Annotated in this window: 17 protein-coding genes; 12 read left to right on the top strand and 5 right to left on the bottom strand. The window is 70.4% G+C overall.

From position 1 onward, the window contains the following. The first annotated feature begins 4 nt into the window (after positions 1–4). From GGQ91_RS14895 to GGQ91_RS14860, 8 genes are all read left to right on the top strand, one after another. Entirely contained in the window at positions 5–808 is an 804-nt protein-coding gene (locus GGQ91_RS14895; RefSeq protein WP_182592278.1) for a biotin--[acetyl-CoA-carboxylase] ligase, read from the top strand. Positions 809–824: 16 nt separating this feature from the next. Continuing rightward, entirely contained in the window at positions 825–2,498 is a 1,674-nt protein-coding gene (locus tag GGQ91_RS14890) for a ribonuclease J (RefSeq protein ID WP_043354241.1), read from the top strand. Between the two features lie 242 nt (positions 2,499–2,740). Continuing rightward, complete coding sequence (mce, locus tag GGQ91_RS14885; RefSeq protein ID WP_043381911.1) at positions 2,741–3,145, top strand: methylmalonyl-CoA epimerase; 405 nt, start codon at positions 2,741–2,743, stop codon at positions 3,143–3,145. Positions 3,146–3,150: 5 nt separating this feature from the next. After that, complete coding sequence (locus GGQ91_RS14880) at positions 3,151–3,477, top strand: DUF1467 family protein (RefSeq protein WP_043381913.1); 327 nt, start codon at positions 3,151–3,153, stop codon at positions 3,475–3,477. 657 nt (positions 3,478–4,134) lie between these two features. Beyond that, the gene (proS, locus tag GGQ91_RS14875; RefSeq protein WP_043381915.1) at positions 4,135–5,460 is read left to right on the top strand and encodes a proline--tRNA ligase; all 1,326 of its coding nucleotides are present in this window, start codon (positions 4,135–4,137) and stop codon (positions 5,458–5,460) included. 9 nt (positions 5,461–5,469) lie between these two features. Next, positions 5,470–6,771, top strand: a complete 1,302-nt coding sequence (locus GGQ91_RS14870) for a lipoprotein-releasing ABC transporter permease subunit (protein ID WP_043381918.1) — start codon at positions 5,470–5,472, stop codon at positions 6,769–6,771. Positions 6,772–6,784: 13 nt separating this feature from the next. After that, complete coding sequence (locus GGQ91_RS14865) at positions 6,785–7,498, top strand: ABC transporter ATP-binding protein (RefSeq protein ID WP_043354253.1); 714 nt, start codon at positions 6,785–6,787, stop codon at positions 7,496–7,498. Between the two features lie 370 nt (positions 7,499–7,868). Then, positions 7,869–8,129 (top strand): hypothetical protein, encoded by a 261-nt coding sequence (locus tag GGQ91_RS14860; RefSeq protein ID WP_043354255.1) that lies wholly within the window; start codon positions 7,869–7,871, stop codon positions 8,127–8,129. 184 nt (positions 8,130–8,313) lie between these two features. Here the strand turns inward: GGQ91_RS14860 and GGQ91_RS14855 are convergent, their stop codons facing one another. Next, a complete protein-coding gene (locus tag GGQ91_RS14855; RefSeq protein ID WP_043354256.1) occupies positions 8,314–9,582 on the bottom strand; it encodes a glycosyltransferase in 1,269 nt (422 codons plus the stop codon). Positions 9,583–10,120: 538 nt separating this feature from the next. Here GGQ91_RS14855 and dnaE point away from each other — a divergent pair. Further along, positions 10,121–13,639: a DNA polymerase III subunit alpha gene (gene dnaE, locus GGQ91_RS14850; protein ID WP_182592277.1), complete on the top strand. Its 3,519-nt coding sequence runs from the start codon at positions 10,121–10,123 to the stop codon at positions 13,637–13,639. Here dnaE and GGQ91_RS14845 read toward each other — a convergent pair. Then, positions 13,636–14,259 carry a hypothetical protein gene (locus GGQ91_RS14845; protein ID WP_043349609.1) on the bottom strand — a complete coding sequence of 208 codons (624 nt, stop codon included), beginning with the start codon at positions 14,257–14,259 and terminating at the stop codon, positions 13,636–13,638. The two genes, dnaE and GGQ91_RS14845, sit on opposite strands and share 4 nt — an antisense overlap. A 175-nt stretch (positions 14,260–14,434) precedes the next feature. Here GGQ91_RS14845 and GGQ91_RS14840 point away from each other — a divergent pair, with 175 nt between their 5' ends. Then, positions 14,435–14,578 carry a hypothetical protein gene (locus tag GGQ91_RS14840; protein ID WP_164706385.1) on the top strand — a complete coding sequence of 48 codons (144 nt, stop codon included), beginning with the start codon at positions 14,435–14,437 and terminating at the stop codon, positions 14,576–14,578. A 3-nt stretch (positions 14,579–14,581) separates the two neighbouring features. Here GGQ91_RS14840 and GGQ91_RS14835 read toward each other — a convergent pair whose 3' ends face one another. Both GGQ91_RS14835 and GGQ91_RS14830 read right to left on the bottom strand, forming a co-directional pair. After that, positions 14,582–15,277, bottom strand: coding sequence for a gamma-glutamylcyclotransferase (locus GGQ91_RS14835; RefSeq protein ID WP_043757238.1), 696 nt, complete (start codon positions 15,275–15,277; stop codon positions 14,582–14,584). Between the two features lie 19 nt (positions 15,278–15,296). Next, positions 15,297–15,698 carry a hypothetical protein gene (locus tag GGQ91_RS14830; protein ID WP_043349603.1) on the bottom strand — a complete coding sequence of 134 codons (402 nt, stop codon included), beginning with the start codon at positions 15,696–15,698 and terminating at the stop codon, positions 15,297–15,299. Between the two features lie 131 nt (positions 15,699–15,829). On the opposite strand from GGQ91_RS14830, the gene recO reads away from it, so the two are divergent. Together recO and parC are read left to right on the top strand one after the other, a co-directional pair. Further along, positions 15,830–16,549 carry a DNA repair protein RecO gene (recO, locus tag GGQ91_RS14825; protein ID WP_075380173.1) on the top strand — a complete coding sequence of 240 codons (720 nt, stop codon included), beginning with the start codon at positions 15,830–15,832 and terminating at the stop codon, positions 16,547–16,549. Positions 16,550–16,797: 248 nt separating this feature from the next. Then, a complete protein-coding gene (parC, locus tag GGQ91_RS14820; protein ID WP_182592276.1) occupies positions 16,798–19,044 on the top strand; it encodes a DNA topoisomerase IV subunit A in 2,247 nt (748 codons plus the stop codon). Positions 19,045–19,575: 531 nt separating this feature from the next. Here the strand turns inward: parC and GGQ91_RS14815 are convergent. Next, positions 19,576–20,469, bottom strand: coding sequence for a DNA-3-methyladenine glycosylase family protein (locus tag GGQ91_RS14815; RefSeq protein WP_075380172.1), 894 nt, complete (start codon positions 20,467–20,469; stop codon positions 19,576–19,578). Positions 20,470–20,481: the final 12 nt, after the last annotated feature.

The following is a 20,481-nucleotide window of genomic DNA, read 5'->3' as shown; positions in this document are numbered from 1 at the left end:
AGCCTTGCCCTACCGACTGGGGTCCGCGGCGCGCGCTGAGGGCCATCGCCTGCATGTCCACGAGACCCTCGGCTCCACCAACACGGAGGCGATGGCTCGGGCGCGCGCGGGCGAGACCGGCCCCCTCTGGGTGGTGACCCACCGTCAGGAGGCGGGCCGCGGCCGGCGCGGCAACAGCTGGGCCTCGCTGCCGGGCAACCTCGCGGCGAGCGTGCTGTGGCCCATCGCCGGGGTAGCGCCAGACCACCTCGCCGAACTCGGCTTCGTGGCCGGCCTCGCGCTGATCGAGGCGCTGGAGGCGACCTGCGGCACCCTGCCGGATACCGGATCCGGCAGCGCCGCCCGATCTCTGCAGCTCAAGTGGCCGAACGACGTCCTGCTCGGCGGCGCCAAGCTCGCCGGCCTGCTTCTGGAGGCCGAGACGCTGCCGGGCGGCCGGCGCGCCGCGGTGATCGGCTTCGGCGTCAACGTCGCGGCGGCCCCGGACGGGCTCGCCGCAATGAGCTTGGCGGCGGCGGGTTACGCCGGGGGCGCCGAGGCGCTACTGGAACATCTCTCGGACCGGATGGCCGCGCAGGCGCGCGCCTGGGACCGGGGACGGAATTTCGCTGACCTGCGCGCGGCTTGGCTCGCGCGGGCCGCGGGTCTCGGAACCGAGATCGCGGTGCGCAGCGGCGGGCACATCCTGCGGGGCGTGTTCGAGACGATCGACGAGGGGGGGCGGCTCGTGATCCTCGCCCCCGATGGGAATCGGCATACCGTGACGGCGGGCGAGGTGCATTTCGGAACGGCCGCGACGGCGGCCTGAGTTTGGACGACGACAGATGGCAATGGGACAGGAGGAGCTGGTCTTCCTGCCGCTCGGCGGCGTGGGCGAGATCGGAATGAATGCGGCGCTCTACGGGTTCGGCCCGGAGAAGGGCCGGAAATGGATCATGGTCGATTGCGGCATGGGCTTCGCCGGCGAAGAGCAGATGCCGGGGGTGGACCTGATGTTCCCCGACCTCTCCTTCATCGAGGAGCGGCGCAAGGACCTGCTGGGGATCTTCATCACCCACGCGCACGAGGACCATATCGGGGCGATCTCGGAGCTGTGGCCCCGGCTCAAGGTCCCGGTCTACGCGACCCGTTTCGCCAAGAACCTGCTGGAGACCCGGCGCCTCTCCGAGCCCGGCGCCCCGAAGGTCGAGCTGCGTGAGGTCAAGCCCGGCCGGCGTGTGACCGTCGGACCGTTCGAGCTCGAGTATGTGCCGGTCTCGCACTCGATCCCGGAATCGAACGCCATCGCGATCCGCACCGCCGCGGGCCTCGTGCTCCACACCGGCGACTGGAAGATCGACCCGACCCCGGTGGCCGGCTCGGTCACCTCGCCGGAGGCGTTCACGGCGCTCGGCGACGAGGGTATCCTCGCCATCGTCTGCGACTCGACCAACGTCGTGCGCGAGGGCTTCTCGCCCAGCGAGAAGACCGTGGCCGAGACCCTCAAGACGCTGATCGCGGACGCCCCCCACCGGGTCGCGGTGACCACCTTCGCGTCGAACGTCGCCCGCATCCGCGCGGTCGCCGAAGCCGCCGTCGCCTGCGGCCGCGAGGTCATCGCAGTCGGCCGCGCCATGGACCGGGTGATCGATGTGGCCCGCGAATGCGGCTACCTCGACGGCCTGCCGGAATTCCGCCGCGCCGATTCCTGGAAGAGCCTGCCGCGGGAGCGGGTCGTGGCCCTGCTCACCGGATCGCAGGGCGAGCCGCGGGCGGCGTTGGCCCGGGTCTCCCGCCGGGACCATCCGGATATCAGCCTCACCGCCGGTGATCAGGTGATCTTCTCCTCGCGCGCCATTCCCGGCAACGAGCGCGATGTCGGATCGATCATCAACGACCTGATCGAGCAGGGCGTCGAGGTGATCACCGACCGCACCGACCTCGTCCACGTCTCCGGCCACCCGCGCCGGGACGAGATGGTCGAGATGTACAAGTGGACCCGTCCCGGCACGGCGATCCCGGTCCACGGCGAGGCCCTGCACCTCGACGAGCATGCCCGCTTCGCCCGGGCGCAGGGCGTGCAGAACGTGGTCAAGGCCCGCAACGGCAGCCTGATCCGCCTGAGCCCCGGCACGCCGGCGGTGGTCGACCACGTGAAGGCCGGCCGGCTGTTCAAGGACGGCGACGTCCTGATCGACGAGAAGGACCGGGCGATCCCGGAACGGCGCAAGCTCATGCAGGCCGGCCTGGTCTCGGTGGCGATCGCCATCGACGAGGACGGCGTGGTTCTCGGCGAGCCGGCGGTGGACATCATCGGCCTGCCGAACCGCGGCCGGTCCGGCGAGCCGTTGATCGAAACAGTCGTGGATGCGGTCTCCCGCACCCTGTCGGGGATGTCGCGGGGCAAGCTGAAGGACTCGGAGAGCGTCGAGAAGACGGTCGACCGGGCGGTGCGCACCGCGGTCAACGAGGTCTGGGGCAAGAAGCCCGCCTGCCACGTGCAGGTGGTCGAAGTTTAAGTTACGACAACAGACGAACGGACCACGGCAGGTCCGGTCCAGACCCTCATCCTGAGACCCCTGCACAGGGGGTCTCAGGGGCGCCCTCCAGCGGGACGCGCGATCCTTGGCGCGTTCCTCGGGGCCTTCCTCGGGGCGTTCCTTGGCGGGCGCCTTCGCGGCGGCCCGCGCAGGCCCCGAGGATGAGGGTGCGCCTGGAAGCAGCGGCCTGCCGATCGGTACGCGAACGGGGAGGAAGCAACATGATCGGCCGTCTCAATCACGTGGCCATCGCCGTACAGGATCTCGACGCCGCCTGCGCGGTCTATCGCGACACGCTCGGCGCCACGATCACCCCGCCGCTCCCGCAGCCGGAGCACGGTGTCACGGTCGTGTTCGTCGAGTTGCCGAACAGCAAGATCGAGCTGATGTCCCCCCTCGGGGAGGGCTCGCCGATCGAAGCCTTCGTGGCCCGCAACCCGGGCGGTGGAATCCACCACGTCTGCTACGAGGTCGACGACATCCTGGCCGCCCGCGACAAGCTCAAGGCCCAGGGCGCCCGGGTCCTCGGCACCGGCGAGCCGCGGATCGGAGCCCACGGCAAGCCGGTCCTGTTCCTTCACCCCAAGGACTTCCTGGGAACCCTGGTCGAGCTGGAGCAGGTGTGAGCCGGATGATGCACAGCCTGGCCCGCTCGACGCCGGTAACCCTGGCGGTGATCACCGTGCTGATCGCCGCCTTCGTGGCCGCGGCGGTGAGCCTGTTCAAGCTGACGGTGGGCGGCGCGATCGCCCTCTACTTCGTGGTCTGGTGGACGCTGCTCTTCGCGGTCCTGCCCCTGCGCAACCAGCCCGAGACGCGGCCCACCCACGTGGTCCCGGGCCAGGATCCCGGCGCTCCGGCGGCGCCGCGGCTGCGCGAGAAGGCCATCTGGACGACGCTGGTCGCAGGGGCCGCCTTCCTGATCGCCCTGGCGGTGTTCCCCCTGGCCGGGCTGTAGGACGGCTCAGAGCCGGGGTTTCTCCGAGCTCGCCGTAAGACAGGCCCATGCCCGGGCTCACGTCTCCGGGCGATGCGTGCGGGACGTCATCGGAGGGATAGGCCCGCCGCACGCAGCGGTCTGACGGCGACCATTTGTCTCCCGGGGGTCGAAGGGTCGGGACCCGCCCGGCTCTCGGTGCTGAACGGATCGCCTCCGGCGGCCTTCAGCGCTGTCCCTCGACAAGCGCCCGGTGGACGGGGCAACGCAGCCCGCCGCCAAGAATAAAAAAAGCAAGGCCCGAGGCCTTGCTTTCAAGCTTCAATGGCTCGACCTTTGAATATCCCACGCATTGGCTGCGGAGCGGTCGCTTTTCCTCCCGAGACTCGGACCTTGCGCCACCTCTTCCGGGCGTCGCAAACATCGCCGGACGCTTATAGGAACAACAATTCGTGTTGTCACCGGGTCTGCGAGAAAAATCTGCGCTTTCTTGCCGGCAAATGGGCATACCGCTTTCCGCCTAGGCAGCGGCCCAACCGCGGCCGGGCCGCCGCCTCCGGTTCGCCGCGATTACGCCCCGCCGTGGTCGCGCAGTGCTTGTAATTTGCGTCTCCGGCGTGTTGTGTGCCGGCGCGCCGCGGCTCCTCCCGGCCGATCCTCTTCCAAGACTCTGACGACATGCGTCTCTCCCGCTATTTCATGCCGACCTTGCGCGAGACGCCCAAGGAAGCCGAGATCGTCTCGCATCGGCTGATGCTGCGCGCCGGCCTGGTGCGTCAGGAGTCGGCCGGCATCTACGCGTGGCTGCCGCTCGGCCTGCGGGTGCTGGAGCGGGTCTGCGCGGTGATCCGGCGGGAGCAGGACCGTTCCGGCGCCATCGAGATCCTGATGCCGACGGTGCAATCCGCCGAGCTGTGGCGGGAATCCGGCCGCTACGACGCCTACGGCAAGGAGATGCTGCGCCTGAAGGACCGGCACGAGCGCGAGATGCTCTACGGCCCCACCGCCGAGGAGATGGTCACCGAGATCTTCCGGGCGAGCGTGCGCTCGTACAAGGACCTGCCCAAGAACCTCTACCAGATCTCGTGGAAGTTCCGCGACGAGGTGCGGCCGCGCTTCGGCACGATGCGCTCCCGCGAGTTCCTGATGAAGGACGCCTACTCGTTCGATTTCGACCAGGCCGGCGCCCGCCACGCCTACAACCGGATGTTCGTCGCCTACCTGCGCACCTTCGCCGGGCTCGGCCTCAAGGCGATCCCGATGCGCGCCGATACCGGCCCCATCGGCGGCGACCTGTCCCACGAATTCATCATCCTGGCCAAGACCGGCGAGAGCGAGGTCTTCTGCGACAAGGCCTATCTCGACTTCGACATTCCGCCGGAGACCGTGGATTTCGACGACGTCGCCGCCCTCCAGGGCATCGTCGATGCCTGGACCTCGCACTACGCGGCCACCGAGGAGATGCACGAGCCGGAGGCCTTTGCGGAGGTTGCGGAGGACAGCCGCCTCGCGGCACGCGGCATCGAGGTCGGGCACATCTTCTATTTCGGCACCAAGTATTCCGAGCCGATGGGCGCCAAGGTCGCCGGGCCGGACGGGATCGAGCGGCCGGTCCATATGGGCTCCTACGGCATCGGTCCGAGCCGGCTGGTGGCGGCGATCATCGAGGCGAGCCACGACGAGGCCGGCATCATCTGGCCGGATTCGGTCGCGCCGTTCGACGTGGCCCTGATCAATCTGAAGGTCGGCGATGCCGGCACCGATGCCGCCTGCGCGCAGATCCAGTCGGATCTCGAGACCGCCGGCCTGTCGGTGCTCTACGACGACCGCGACGAGCGCCCCGGCGCCAAGTTTGCCACCGCGGACCTGATCGGCCTGCCCTGGCAGGTGATCGTCGGGCCGAAGGGCTTGGCGGAGGGCAAGGTCGAGCTGAAGCGGCGTGCCGGGGGCGAGCGCGAGAGCCTCGCCATCGTCGATCTGCTGGCACGCATCCGGCGCGTCTGAGGCGTGCCGATGGCGGCATCAGCGGCGCTGGACCGGGTCAGGACCTTCGCGGCGTCGTTCCGTGCGGGCACCACTGCCCCGTTCGCACCGTTCGAGTGGATCCTCGCCGGCCGCTACCTGCGCGCCCGCCGACGGGGCGGCGGCGTCTCGGTGGTGGCGTTCTTCTCGGTACTGGGCATCGCGCTAGGTGTCGCCACGCTGATCATCGTCCTGTCGGTGATGAACGGCTTCCGGGCGGAGCTGCTCTCGAAGATCGTGGGCATCAACGGTCACCTGTTCGCCACCCCGATCGACCGGCCGTTCAACGATTGGACCGACCTGTCGGAGCGCCTGTCGAAGGTCGCGGGCGTGCGCGCCGCGGTGCCGCTGGTGGAGGGCCAGGCCTTCGCGTCGTCGCAATATGGCGGCTCCGGCGTGATCATCCGCGGCGTGCGGGCCGCCGACCTCGACGCCCTGGCGGCGGTATCCTCGGCGATCCGCGGGGGCACCCTGGAGGGCTTCGACGACGGCACGGGCGTGCTGATCGGCCGGCGGCTCGCCGACACCCTCGGCCTGCAGGCCGGAGATACGATCACGCTGGTGACGCCCAAGGGCTCTTCGACGCCCTTCGGAACGGCGCCACGGACCAAGAGCTACACGGTCAAGGCGGTGTTCGAGGTCGGCATGACCGAGTTCGACCAGACCTTCGTGTTCATGCCCCTGGCCGAGGCGCAGGCGTTCTTCAACAGGGACGGCGACGTCAGCATGATCGAGATCTATGTCGACGATCCCGATCATGTCGGCGACATGCGCGAGCCCCTGGAGATGGCGGCCGAGCGCCCGATCCTGCTCACCGACTGGCGCCAGCGCAACCGGACCTTCTTCGGGGCCCTGGAGGTGGAGCGGAACGTGATGTTCCTGATCCTCAGCCTGATCGTCGTGGTGGCGACGCTCAACATCGTCTCCGGCCTGATCCTGCTGGTGCGCGACAAATCGAGCGACATCGCGATTCTGCGGACCATGGGGGCGACGCCCGGCACGATCATGCGGGTGTTCCTCATCAACGGCGCCCTGATCGGCGTCGTCGGAACGCTGAGCGGGCTGGCGCTGGGCGTCCTGATCACCCTGAACATCAAGCCGATCCAGCACGTGCTGTTTCCCGGCGCCTGGGATCCGACCGTGCGATTCCTCGCCGAGATCCCGGCCCAGATGAATCCGAAGGAGATCACCGCCGTGGTGATCACGTCCCTGCTGCTGTCGCTCGCGGCGACGCTGTATCCCTCCTGGCGCGCCGCCCGGCTCGATCCGGTGCAGGCCCTCCGCTACGGCTGACGGGCCGCATCCGATGAGTGAGTCGAGCCAGACAACCGGCGACCAGCCGGTCCCGGCCCTGTTCTTTTCCCGCGTCGAGCGGCGCTATCCCCAGGCCGAAGGTGCCCTGGAGATCCTGCGCGGGGCTGACCTCGCGATCTGGCCGGGGGAACTGGTGGCGCTGGTGGCGCCGTCGGGCGCCGGCAAATCGACCCTGCTGCATCTGGCCGGCCTTCTGGAGCGGCCGGATGGGGGCGAGATCTTTATCGGCGGCCATCCCACCGCGGCGATGGCCGATGCCGAGCGCACCCGTCTGCGGCGCGAGGAGATGGGCTTCGTCTACCAGTTCCATCATCTCCTGCCGGAATTCTCCGCCCTGGAGAACGTGGTGATGCCGCAGCTCATCCGCGGTCTGAAGGGTCCGGAGGCGAAGGCCCGCGCCACGGAACTCCTGAGCTTCCTGGGCCTCAAGGAACGGCTCCCACACCGCCCGGCCGAGCTGTCGGGCGGCGAGCAGCAGCGCGTCGCCATCGCGCGGGCGGTGGCCAACGGCCCGCGCCTCCTGCTGGCCGACGAGCCCACCGGCAATCTCGACCCCGGGACGGCAGGCCATGTCTTCTCGGTCCTGATGGCGCTGGTCCGCGCCTCGGGCCTCGCCGCTCTGGTCGCAACCCACAACCTCGAGCTGGCCGCCCGGATGGACCGGCGGGTGACCATCCGCGACGGGCTGATCACGCAGCTCGACTGAGTCCGGCGACGCGTCCGCACGGACCGTCCCGTGTGTCCGCGGATCGGCGCGCGCGGCGCCGCGCGCATCGACGCGGACGGGCTCGGCTCAAGATCGCTTCCGGTCAAGGCGGCGGCGGACTTCGTGCGCCCGGACGTCACCCCCAACGCGCCATGCGGGCGGTCCTTCAACCCCGCGGTTCGCCCCGCCCGCGCCGTCGGCGAAGTCCATGCCTGGCTTCACGCGTCCATAAATGCACACGATTTTTAATCCGTCCCGTCGCGTGCGGCGAGTCACGTCACGGAAGACACCGGCTCCCTATCTTATCATCACGCTAGATAAAACAGAGCCGAACAACCGGCCTGTACTGCGTGATCTCTGGAGCCCTGCCATGAAGACCCGTATCGCCGCCGCCGTCACTGCTCTTGTTCTTGGTGCCGCTCCGATCTCGTCCGCTCTGGCGGAGAACGGCGCGCGCTGGACCGGCTTCGCTCCCTACGAGGTTGAGACGACCGGCTCCCTCGGCCTCGGTGTCCACGACAATCCCAACTACGTGGGCTGCCCGATGAGCTCGGCCGCCGAAGGCAACGCCGATCAGCAGACCCGGCCGGTGAAGCAGTACGGCCAGACCGCCGGCGGTTACCGCTGCTGATCCGACGCGAGGACAGATGAAGCTGAAGGCTCTCTCCTACGTCATGATCGGTGCCTTCGTGAGCGGCCTGCTCATGACGCTCGTCGGCTCGGCCACGACTCTGCTCGGCCAGTAACCGGACGGCGCCGCCCCCCCCCCGGGGCGGCGCCGCTCGCGTTCGGGCCGCCCCGCGCGACCGGTGCGGTCAGGGAGCGACGGAGGGGCCGGAACCGGCCTCGGTCGGCATCAGCCTCTCGACGTAGTCGCAGGCGTCGATGATGGCGTCGGAGCTCCCCGCCATCCGTGCCCGGGCCGCCGCGCAGGCCCGCGCCACGGCGGGATCGGCGAGCAGCCGGCCCAGCACCCGCGCCGCCCGTGCGGGACGGAAGGCGCGGCGGCTCAAGGTGGCGCCGAGATCGCGGTCCTTCAGCCGCCGCCCCTCGTCGAAATGGTCGAAAGCCACGGGCACCACGAGCTGCGGGATCCCCGCGGCCAAAGCCTGCGCCACCGTGCCGACGCCCCCGTGATGGACCAGGGCCGCGCTGCGCGGCAACAGGGCGCTCAGGGGCGCGTAGGGCAGGTGGATGATCCCGGCCGGAAGCGGCTTCGGGATCTGGCCGCCCTGGGGAGCGAGCAGGACGCCGCGCCGGTTCATCCGCCGGCACAGCCGCACCGCGGTGGCAAAGAAGCCGGCCCCCTGGCGCATGGCCGAGCCGTAGGTGAACACGATCGGCGGGTCGCCCGCCGCGAGGAACGCCTCCAGCTCCGGCGGCATGGCCGCCACGTCGCCGAACCGGTCGACCAGCGGGAAGCCGAGCTGCACCGCCTGACCCGGCCAGTCGGCCTGCGGCTCCGCGTACCAGTCGGGGAACATGAGGAGCATGCCGGTCGGGCTGTTCCACCAGTGACGCAGCCGGTAGACCGGATCGAGGCCGAGGCGGGCCCGCAGGGCGTTGAGCGGCGGCAGCGTGAACGGGCCGACCGCCACCTTGTCGACGCCGAGATTCACGTAGGCCCGCAGGGAGGCCGGCAGGACGCGCGGCAGCGGCAGGCCCGGCAGACGCGGCGGATCGTACCGGCTCTCGATCAGGAACGGCATGACGTGCAGCGTCGCGGTCGGGAGATCGTACAGATCCTGCGCGAGCCGGGCGCCCCAACCCAGCGGCGAGGCGACCACCCGCAGGTCGATCCCCCGGGCGCGGGTCGCACCGAGCCACAGGCAGGCCGGCTCGGCCACCTGCAGGGCGTAATCGAACATCGGGCGGAAGCCCTGCTGCGGGTGCCACAGATCCGGCTGGCGGATCACCGCCTCGTAATCCGCGACCGTACCCAGGGGCTGGAAGGCGAGTCCGGCCCGGCGGGCCATCGCCTCGAAGGGCGCCGGGGCCGCCAGCGAGACGCCGTGACCGCGCTTCAGGAGTTCGTGACCCAGCGCGATGAACGGCAGCACGTCACCGTGCGTGCCGACGGCCACGAGGGCGACGTCGAACCGTTCGACCGTCCGGTGCGCGGGAATGGCTTACTCCTTCGAACCCCCCAAGCGGTGACGAGCTCGTCTCGAAGGCGGGGCATGCCAGCCCGCCCGATCCGCATCAAGACACTTTTTACTGTACCGATAAGCGGGCGCCGGTTTGTGGCCCGCACGCCCTTTCATTGGAACAAAACATGAACATACTAGGACCGGAACACGGGAGGCAGGTCGATGCTGAAGCGGTTGGTCCTGACCGGGATGGTCGAGTTCATGGCGTTCGGGCTGTTGTTCGCGGCGGTCGGCGCCTGGGCGATAGCCTTGGCACCGGTTCGTTAGCCGGATTTTTCCAAGGCGCCCCCGGTTCCTGCGATGGGCGGGTTATGCACAGGCGATCCGCCCGGCGCGGCCGATAATCCACAGGCTTGGCCCGAACTGGTGCTTCCGGGGCACGACCGGTGGATATCGCCTCTCGTCGGCCCGGCACACGTCGACTTGGAGCCGGCGAGCGGGGATGCTGGCCGACCCCGGAACAAGGTCGGCCATGCCACGCCAGCTCAAGGAGGTCGGATTCGTCCACCTCCACGTCCACTCGTCCTATTCCCTGCTCGAAGGGGCGCTGAAGGTCGGCTCCCTGGTCAAGGCCGCGGTCGCCGACCGGCAGCCCGCCCTGGCGCTGACCGACACCAACAACCTGTTCGGGGCGCTCGAATTCTCCGAGAAGGCGGCCGGCGAGGGCGTCCAGCCGATCGCCGGCATCCAGCTCTCGGTGGCGTTCGAGGCCGCTGATCCGCACCAGCGCCAGGCGCCGACGCACCATGGCATCGTGCTCCTGGCCCAGGACGAGGCCGGCTACGCCAACCTGCTGCGGCTGGCGAGCCGCGCCTATTTCGACACGGCGCTCGGCGAAGCGCCGCGCCTGGACGCCGCGGCCCTCGTCGGAGCCTCGGAGGGACTGATCGCCCTCACCGGCGGCCTGTCGGGGCCCCTCGATGCCGCCTTCCGGGCCGGGCGGCCGGAACTGGCCCTCGGCCGCCTGCAGCGGCTCAAGGAGGCATTCGGCGAGGACCGGCTCTACGTCGAGTTGCAGCGCCACGGCCTGCCCGAAGAGGGACGGGTCGAGACCGCACTTCTCGACCTTGCCGGCCGCCACGGCCTCGGGATCGTCGCCACCAACGAGCCCTACTTCGCCAAGCCCGACGATTACGACGCCCACGATGCCCTGCTGGCCATCGCGGAGGGTCGCGTCGTCTCCGACGAGCGCCGCCGCCGGCTGACGCCGAGCCACGCCTTCAAGACCCGCGCCGAGATGGCCGCGCTGTTCCGCGACCTGCCGGACGCGCTCCAGGCCACCGTCGAGATCGCCATGCGCTGCGCCGTGCGGGCGCGGACCCGCAAGCCGATCCTGCCGAATTTCGGCGCCGTGGCGGCGGGCGAGACGCCCCCCATGGCGGAGGCCCTGGCGGAGGCGGCGGACACGGGCGTGCAGGCGGTCTCGGCCGACGAGCCGACCGAGTTGCGCCGGCAGGCCGAGGCCGGGCTGGAGCTGCGCCTGAAGCAGCACGGCACGGCGCCGGGCTTCTCGGAGGAGGATTACCGCAAGCGCCTCGCCTTCGAACTCGACGTCATCGTGTCGATGAAGTTCCCGGGCTACTTCCTGATCGTCTCGGACTTCATCAAGTGGGCCAAGGACCACGACATCCCCGTCGGTCCGGGCCGCGGCTCCGGCGCCGGCTCGCTGGTGGCGTGGTCGCTGCTGATCACCGACCTCGACCCGCTGCGCTTCGGCCTGCTGTTCGAGCGCTTCCTCAACCCCGAGCGCGTCTCGATGCCGGATTTCGACATCGACTTCTGCGTCGAGGGCCGCGAGCGGGTGATCCGCTACGTGCAGCAGCGCTACGGCGAGGGGCAGGTCGGGCAGATCATCACCTTCGGCACCCTGCTCGCCCGCGGCGTGCTGCGCGATGTCGGCCGCGTGCTGGAGATGCCCTACGGGCAGGTCGACAAGCTGACCAAGCTGGTGCCGCAGAACCCCGCCAACCCGGTGACCCTCGCCCAGGCGATCGAGGGCGAGCCCAAGCTCCAGCAGGCCATGGAGGAGGAGCCCATCGTCGGCCGGCTCATCGACATCGCCAAGAAGCTGGAGGGCCTGCACCGGCACGCCTCGACCCACGCGGCCGGCGTGGTGATCGGCGACCGGCCCCTGGAGGAGCTGGTCCCGCTCTACCGAGACCCCAAGACCGGGATGCGGGTGACCCAGTTCAACATGAAGTGGGTCGAGCAGGCCGGGCTGGTGAAGTTCGACTTCCTGGGCCTCAAAACCCTGACCATGCTGCGCTGCTGCACCGATCTCCTGAAGCAGCGCGGCATCGAGATCGACCTCGCGTCGCTGCCGCTCGACGATCCGAACACCTACGGGCCGATGGGTCGGGGCGAGACGGTCGGCGTGTTCCAGGTGGAATCGGCCGGCATGCGCAAGGCGCTCTGCGAGATGCAGGCCGACCGGCTGGAGGACATCATCGCGCTGGTGGCCCTCTACCGCCCGGGCCCAATGGCCAACATCCCGGTCTATTGCGAGCGCAAGCTCGGCCGCGACGCCGGCAACGAGGCGTCCTGGTACCCGGATCCGAAGCTGGAGCCGATGCTGAAGGAGACCTTCGGCATCATCGTCTACCAGGAACAGGTGATGGAGATCGCCAAGGTCCTGGCGGGCTACTCGCTCGGCGAGGCCGACATGCTCCGGCGCGCCATGGGCAAGAAGATCCGCGCCGAGATGGACGCGCAGCGCGACCGGTTCCTGAAGGGCTGCACCGAGCGCGGGCTGACCAAGGCCAAGGCCAACGAGATCTTCGACCTTCTGGCGAAGTTCGCCGATTACGGCTTCAACAAGAGCCACGCGGCGGCCTACGCGCTGCTGACCTACCAGACCGCCTATCTCAAGGCGAACTTCCCGGTCGAGTTCCTGGCCGCCGCCATGACCCTCGACATCGACAACACCGACAAGCTCGCCGAATTCCGCCAGGACGCCCAGCGCCTCAAGATCACGGTGGAGCCGCCCTCGATCAACACCTCCGGCGAGGTGTTCGAGGTGCGCGACGGCAAGATCTTCTACGCGCTCGCCGCCATCAAGGGCGTCGGCCGGGAGGCGGTGCGGGCGCTGGTGGAGGCCCGCGGCGACCGGCCGTTCAAGGACCTGGCCTGCCTCGCCCGCCGCCTCAACCCGCGGCAGATCAACAAGCGCACCCTGGAGAGCCTCGTCCAGGCCGGGGCGCTCGACTGCATCGAGCCGGACCGGGCGCGCGCCTTCGCGGCGGTGGAGCCGATGATGAAGCTCGCCGCCAGCGCGGCGGAGGCGGAATCGGCCGGCGTCACCGACATGTTCGGCGGCGTGGTGGCGGACGACGTGTCCCTGCGAATCCCGCCCCACGAGATCTGGCCGATGGCCGACACGTTGAAGCGGGAATACGCGGCGATCGGGTTCTTCATCTCCGGTCATCCGCTGGATGAGTACGGCGACCTGCTCGACAAGCTGCGGGTGCAGAGCTGGACCGATTTCTGCCGCGCGGTGCGGGCTGGGACCTCCAGCGTCGGCCGGGTGGCGGCCTCCGTGCTCGACCGGGCGGAGCGGCGCACCAAGACCGGCAACAAGATGGGCATCGTCACGCTCTCGGACCGGACCGCGCATTTCGAGGCGATCATCTTCTCCGAGGGGCTCGGCCAGTACCGCGACATCCTGGAGCCGGGCCGCCCGCTGGTGCTGCAGCTCCAGGCGAATTTGGAGGGCGAGGATGTCCGCGCCCGGATCCTCACCGCGGAGCCCCTCGACCAGGCGGTGGCCCGCCACCAGAAGGGGATCCGCATCCACCTGAGCGACCCGCGCGGCGTCGCCCCCGTGCAGCAGCGCCTGTCGATGCGCGGCGAGAGCGAGGTGTCGCTGATCCTCAAGCTCGATGGCGGCAGCCGCGAGGTGGAGATCCGGCTGCCCGGCAAATTCCAGGCGACGCCGACGCTCGCCGGCCAGCTCCGGACCGTGCCGGGGGTGGTGCAGGTGGAGGTGAGCTAGAACGGGGCCGCCAGGCAGCCGGTGAGGGCGCCCTTCAGCGCGGCGGCGTCGCTCTCCGCCACCGTGAACACCGCCGTCAGGGCCGGATCGCCGGAGCGCGGGCTCGCCTGCGTCCAGGTGAGCTTGGTGCCGGGCTGGGTGAGCGCCACGGCGAGGCCGCGCAGCGGATCCTCGCCGCGGCGGGCGCCCGTCACCGTCAGGGTGAAGCCCGAATCCGCCCCGGTCGCCGCGCCCTGCACGGGCATCCGCATGGAGCGCACGCTGCCGGCACTGGAGACGAGGATGCCGGTGAGCGGCGTCGCGCTGCCGGAGCCTTCGAGCCCGGCGAAGTCGAAGCGCGGCGCCAGCTCGGCGAAGCGCGGCACCGTCAGCGCCGCCGACAGGCCGGTCCCGCCCGGATCACAGGCGAGGTAAAGGGTCGCCGGACGCTGATCCGTCCCCAGGTCGGCGGTGCCGGTGAGGTTCGCGCCGCCACCGGGCGCCCGGGTGCCGCCGGCGAGCAGCGGCGTCCGCCCGGTGAGGATGTCGGACAGCCTGTCGCCGCGGCTCAGCGGCCCCGCCAGGAGAGCCACGGCGGCGATGCCGACGACCGCCAGGGCTACGCCGATCCGGAGCCGCATCTCATCCTCCACCTGTGGACATCCCGGGCCGGCGGCATAGACGATCGCGGCCGGCCCGCAACCCTTCCTTCACCACGTCCGCAGGAACCGGGCCGCGATCCCGTCCGTGTGCACCGCAGCAACTCCTTAAAAAGCGATCGATCCTATGCACCGGCGCTCAAGCCTGAGCGTCGCCATGCGCACGAAGATCCTGCTCGCCCTCACCCTGCTGGTCTACGTCACCACCGGCCGCGCCCCCGGGATCCGGGAGCCGCGCAATCCGGATGCCGAGCATGCGGGCGGACGTGTCGCCGTGGTGATGAAGCGGGCCTGGACCTGAACCTCACGCCCCCGGAGCACAGGCCCTGAGCCGCGCGGCCACAAGGGCCTGGAGATTCCAGAGATGGCGGTCGCGGATGCCGAGGCGCTCGCAGGCGTCCACGGTCCGGAACAGGTATTCGGCGCTCGGTCCCTTGTGCCCGCAGGCGGCGGCGATCTTTTCCGCGATTTCGGCGTCCGAGAGGCGGCCGGCGTAGCGGTCGCTGGCGCGGTTGGCCAGGAAGGTCAGCGCCGACACGGTTCCGGTCTCGGTGGCGACCGGCAGCCAGCGGGCGACGTAGCCCCGGCCCCGCATCTCCCGGCGCCAGACCGGCATCAGCGCCTCGCGGATCTCCATCCCGGGCAGGCGGAACACGACGCCCCGGCAGAGGCCGCCGCGGTCCAGCGCCAGGACGAAGCCCGGCCGCTCCGGCGTGCCGCGGAACCGGCGCTGCAGCAGGCAGAACCGGCGGTGGAAGCCGCGCACCGTTCCGATCCGGCGCTCGGCGACCTCGAATTCCGGATTCCACATCAGCGAGCCGTAGGCGAAGACCCAGAGATCGCAGCCCTCGCGCCCGGCGACGATCGCCTCCAGGCCCGGGCGCAACTCCGAATCCGACAGCACGTCGAGGGCGCTCGGGTCGTCGGGGACCGGGACGGAATGCGCGCGGGCGATCAGGTCGAGGCTGAGGTCGAGGGTGCGGGCGGGCGCGCAGGGCATGGCCCTCAACGCAGCGGCCTCACGGCTTGTTGCCCAGCGCGTCGAGTTCGGGGAAGGGCCGGGTGCGGTGGCCGGTGCAGACCTCGTCGTCGTCGAGCACCGTGAGTCGGTCGGCCTCGTAGAGCAACGTCACCTTCGGGCGCTCGGGCTTGCCGAAGGTCCGGCCGTACATCCGGCCCGACACGCAGTAGATCACTCGGCCGCCCTCCGCGATCGGCCCGGCGATCCGGCTGCCCTCGAACCGCACCGGCAGCAGCGAGACCGAACCGAAGGCGACCTGCTTGAGCGCCAGGGCGGCGATCCGCTGGAGGAGGGCCGGGGAGGGCACGTCCTCGGCCGCGGGCTTCGGTTTGCGCGGCCCGGCCTGCGCGCCGGCGGAGGCGAGGGCGAAGATGATGGCAAGAGCGGCGCGGGGCGGCATCGGCCCTCGCTAACCGGCCAAGGCTGCCTGAGGCTGGACAGCGCCGAAGGCTGCGGGTCCCTATATGAGGAGAACGAGCGGCACGCGCCCGTCGCGCGCCGCGCCCCTTTCACCTCACGACGCGACGTTCGATGCAATGGACCGACGACGCCCTGGTGCTCGGCCTGCGCCGGCACGGGGAGACCGGCGTCATCCTGGAGGCGATGACCGAGGCCCATGGACGCCATCTCGGCCTCGTCCATGGCGGACGCTCGCGGCGGATGCAGCCGGTGCTCCAGCCCGGCAACCGGGTCCGGCTGACCTGGCGGGCGCGCCTCGACGAGGGCCTCGGCGCCTACGTGGTGGAGCCCCTCGAGTCGCAGGTCTCCCGGCTGATCGGATCGAGCCTGGCCCTATACGGCATCGGACACCTCGCGGCGCTGCTGCGCCTCCTCCCCGAGCGCGACCCGCATCCGGCGCTCTACGCGGCGGCGGGGATCCTCGTCGAGCACCTCGACGACCCCGCCATCGCGCCGCCCCTGATGGTGCGGTTCGAGTTGGCCATCCTGTCGGAGCTCGGTTTCGGCCTGGACCTGACAGCCTGCGCCGCCACCGGCGGCAACGACGCCCTCGCCTACGTCTCGCCGAAGAGCGGCCGGGCGGTCAGCGCCTCGGCGGGCGAGCCCTATCGGGACCGTCTTCTCGCGCTTCCAACCTTCCTGCTCGCCGGCGGATCCCCGGGTCCGGACGGCGTTGCCCAAGGGTTTACCTTGACGGGGTACTTCCTCGACCGGCACGTCTGGGGCCCGCGGGGCCTCGCGCCGTCCGAGGAGCGGGCGCGATTCGTTGCGCTCGGCCGCGAGGCCGGGTAATGTTCGCGCTATGTTCTAATCGCGCCCGGGTCTGAGCGCGGCTCAACCCGGGCTGTGTCATCCCGTCGTTTCGGGGCCGCGAAGCGGAGCCCGGAATCCAGAATCGCTCGGCCCGCAAGGTTCGTCCGCCTCCTCGGACAGGGTCGGTGGTTCTGGATTCCGGGCTCGCCTTCGGTGCCCCGGACTGACGAACCATCCGGAAAGGCGGCGCTGCCGGTCGGCGGCCCCGCCCTGAGACAGGAGCCGTCATGGGCCAGCCCTTCGAGCCGCCGTCCGGCGACGGGATCGAGAGCGTCGAGCTGAAATCCGCGCTGGAAGAGCGCTACCTCGCCTATGCGCTGTCCACGATCATGCACCGGGCGCTGCCGGATGCCCGCGACGGGCTGAAGCCCGTGCATCGGCGCATCCTCTACGGGATGCGGCTGCTGCGCCTCGACCCCAACACCGCGCACAAGAAATGCGCCAAGATCGTCGGCGACGTGATGGGTGACTTCCACCCGCACGGCGACCAGGCGATCTACGACGCCCTGGTGCGGCTTTCCCAGGACTTCGCCCAGCGCTACCCGCTGGTCGACGGGCAGGGCAATTTCGGCAACATCGACGGCGACGGTCCGGCCGCCTATCGCTACACCGAGGCGCGGCTCACCGAGGTCGCCCGCCTCCTGCTCGACGGGATCGACGAGGACACCGTCGATTTCCGGCCGTCCTACAACGGCGAGAAGGAGGAGCCGATCGTCCTGCCGGCGGCCTTCCCGAACCTGCTCGCCAACGGCAGCCAGGGCATCGCGGTCGGCATGGCGACCTCGATCCCGCCGCACAACGCCGCCGAGCTGTGCGACGCGGCGCTCTACCTGATCAACCATCCCGAGGCGACGTCCGGGCAGCTCGCGAAGTTCGTGCAGGGGCCGGACTTCCCGACCGGCGGCATCCTGGTGGATTCGGCCGAGTCGATCGCCGAGGCCTACCGCACCGGCCGCGGTGCCTTCCGGGTCCGCGCCCGCTGGACCAAGGAGGATCTCGGCCGCGGCACCTGGAACATCGTCGTCACCGAGATCCCCTACGGCATCCCGAAGGGCCGGCTGATCGAGAAGATGGCCGAGCTGCTGCAGGAGAAGAAGCTGCCGCTGCTCGCCGACGTGCGCGATGAATCCGCCGAGGACGTGCGTGTCGTGCTGGAGCCGCGCTCGCGCACGGTGGATCCGGTGATCCTGATGGAATCGCTGTTCCGGCTCACCGAGCTGGAGGCGCGGATCCCGCTCAACCTCAACGTCCTGGTCGGCGGCCTCGTGCCGAAGGTGATCGGGCTCGCCGAGTGCCTGCGGGAATGGGTCGACCACCGCCGCGTCGTCCTGCAGCGCCGCTCGCGCTACCGCCTCGGCCAGATCGACCGCCGCCTGGAGATCCTGGGCGGGTTGCTCATCGTCTATCTCGACCTCGACGAGGTGATCCGCATCATCCGCGAGGAGGACGAGCCGAAGGCCGCCCTCATGGCCCGGTTCGAGCTGACCGAGATCCAGGCCAACGCGATCCTCGACACCCGCCTGCGGTCCTTGCGCAAGCTGGAGGAGATGGAGCTGAAGCGCGAGTTCGACGCGCTCACCGCCGAGAAGGCCGAAATCGATGCCCTGCTGGCCTCCGAGCCGGCACAATGGAAGGCGATCCAGGCGCAGATCCGCGCCGTGAAGAAGACGTTTGGGCCCGAGACGAAGCTGGGCAAGCGCCGCACGACGCTAGCGAGCCCGCCGGATGTCGGCGGCATCGACTTCACCGCGGCCCTGGTCGAGCGCGAGCCGATCACCGTGATCGTCTCCACCAAGGGCTGGATCCGGGCGCTCAAAGGCCACGTCGCCGACCTCTCGGGCGTTGCGTTCAAGGGCGACGACACCCTGAAGATCGCCTTCCCCACCGAGACCACCCAGAAGATCCTGCTGCTCGCCACGAACGGCAAGGTGTTCACGCTGGAAGCCTCGAAGCTACCGGGCGGGCGCGGCTTCGGCGACCCGGTGCGGCTGATGGCCGACCTCGACGACGGCACCGAGATCGTGGCGGCGCTGCCCTACCGGCCCGAGACCAAGCTGCTGATCGCGGGCTCGGACGGGCGCGGCTTCGTGGCGCCCGCCGACGCGCTGGTGGCCAACACCCGCAAGGGCAAGAACGTTCTGGGCCTCGACGGCGACGCCACCGCGGCGGTGCTGGTGCCGGCCGAGGGCGACCACGTCGCGGTGGTCAACACGGAAAAGCTGCTGCTGATCTTCCCGATCTCCGAGGTGGCCGAACTCGCCCGCGGCAAGGGCGTGCGCCTCCAGCGCTGCCGCAGCGGCGGGCTGCTCGACGCGCACGTGTTCAAGCTGGCGGACGGCCTGCCCTGGCAGGACGGCTCACCGGAGGGCCGGCTCGCCAACGCGTCGGTGCTGGAGAAGTGGCTCGGCCACCGCGCCGAGGTCGGGCTGATGATGGCGCGCAGCTTCCCGAAATTCGAGCGGTTCGGGCGCTGAAGGGGGGCCGACTGAAAGAGGACGGCCATACGCACGTCCGTTCATGTAGGCGCGACAGGCTCCCTCTCCCGTTCGGGAGAGGGTTGGGGTGAGGGTCGAAAAGGATCAGAATAGAGCCCGCCATCGACGCGCGTTTGGGTCGCGCCTCCTCCGGATCGTTCTCATCCCTCACCCTGTCCCTCTCCCGCTCGGGAGAGGGGACCCGCACCTCGTTCGGAGACGGTCTCAGCGCGAACGCTGATCGAGCCAGAGCGCGCCAAGGGCCACCACGCCGCCGATCGGAACCGCCAGAAGAAAGAGCTGGGCTGTCGTCACGGGCAAAGGGTCCGTGGTGCGTGCCACCCGCCCCCTGTAGGGCGCCATCCATGGCCCCACAACGACCATGGGGGCACCGGGTCGACCAGCCCCTCCGTCATCGCGAGCACAGCGAAGTGACTCAGGGCCAGCGGCATACGTTAGCGTGGTGCCGACTGGATTGCTTCGCTCCGCTCGCAAGGACGGCGGCGCCGAAGCGACGGGTTAGCACCCCTATCACCGCGCCTTCACAGCCGCCTCGTCCGCCGCCCAGAGGTGCTGCGCCGCGTAAGCCCGGAACGGGCGCCACGCCTCGGCCCGGGCCAGGAGCGCCGCCGGGCTCGGACGCCCGGTGCGGCTCTCCAGCGCCCGCAGCAGGCCGACATCGCCCACCGGCAGGGCGTCGGGCAGCTTGAGCGCCCGCATGGCGATGTACTGCGCCGTCCAGGGACCGATCCCGCGGATCGCCGTGAAGCGGAGCACCGCGGCCTCCAGCGACTCCGCCGGGGCGAACAGGTCCGGATCGGCCAAAGCCGCCGCGGCCAGCGCCCGGATCGCCGCGCCGCGGGCCCGCGGCATGTTGAGCGCCAGGGCGATATCCGCCTCGACCAGATCCGCCGGCGTGGGAAAGACGTGGGTCAGCCCGCCCATCGGCTCCGCGAGGGGCTTCCCGAACGCCGCCACCAGCTTGCCCGCGAGCCCGATCGCGGCCGCCACAGAGACCTGCTGACCGAGGATCGCCCGGCAGCCGGTCTCGAACGGGTCCCAGGCCCCGGGGAGGCGCAATCCCGGCCGCGCGGCGACGAGCGGGGCCAGGACCGGATCGCCGACAAGGCAGGCCGCGATGGCGCCGGGATCGGCGTCGCAGTCGAAGAGGCGGCGCAGGCGCCCCGCGACCGCCTCGGCGTGCCCGGCCTCGACACCGCGCAGCGCGACGTGCAGGCAATCCGCGCCGGGCGCCACCGTCAGGAGCCCGTGCCGCCCCGCGATGCTGATCGTGCGGGCGTAGGCCGCCGCGGGATCGGCCGCCTCGACGCCCGGGATCGCCCGCTTGGCGAGGAACGCGCGGATCGCCGCCCAGTCGTAGGGCGGCCGGACGGGCAGGCGGCGTTCGATCGCCCCCGCAAACACGAAGGGCGGCCT

Origin of the sequence: Methylobacterium fujisawaense, assembly GCF_014138435.1 — a bacterium.
Lineage (GTDB): Bacteria > Pseudomonadota > Alphaproteobacteria > Rhizobiales > Beijerinckiaceae > Methylobacterium > Methylobacterium fujisawaense.
The sequence above is the reverse complement of the archived record's forward strand: the minus strand, read 5'-3'. Positions and strand labels throughout refer to the sequence as shown.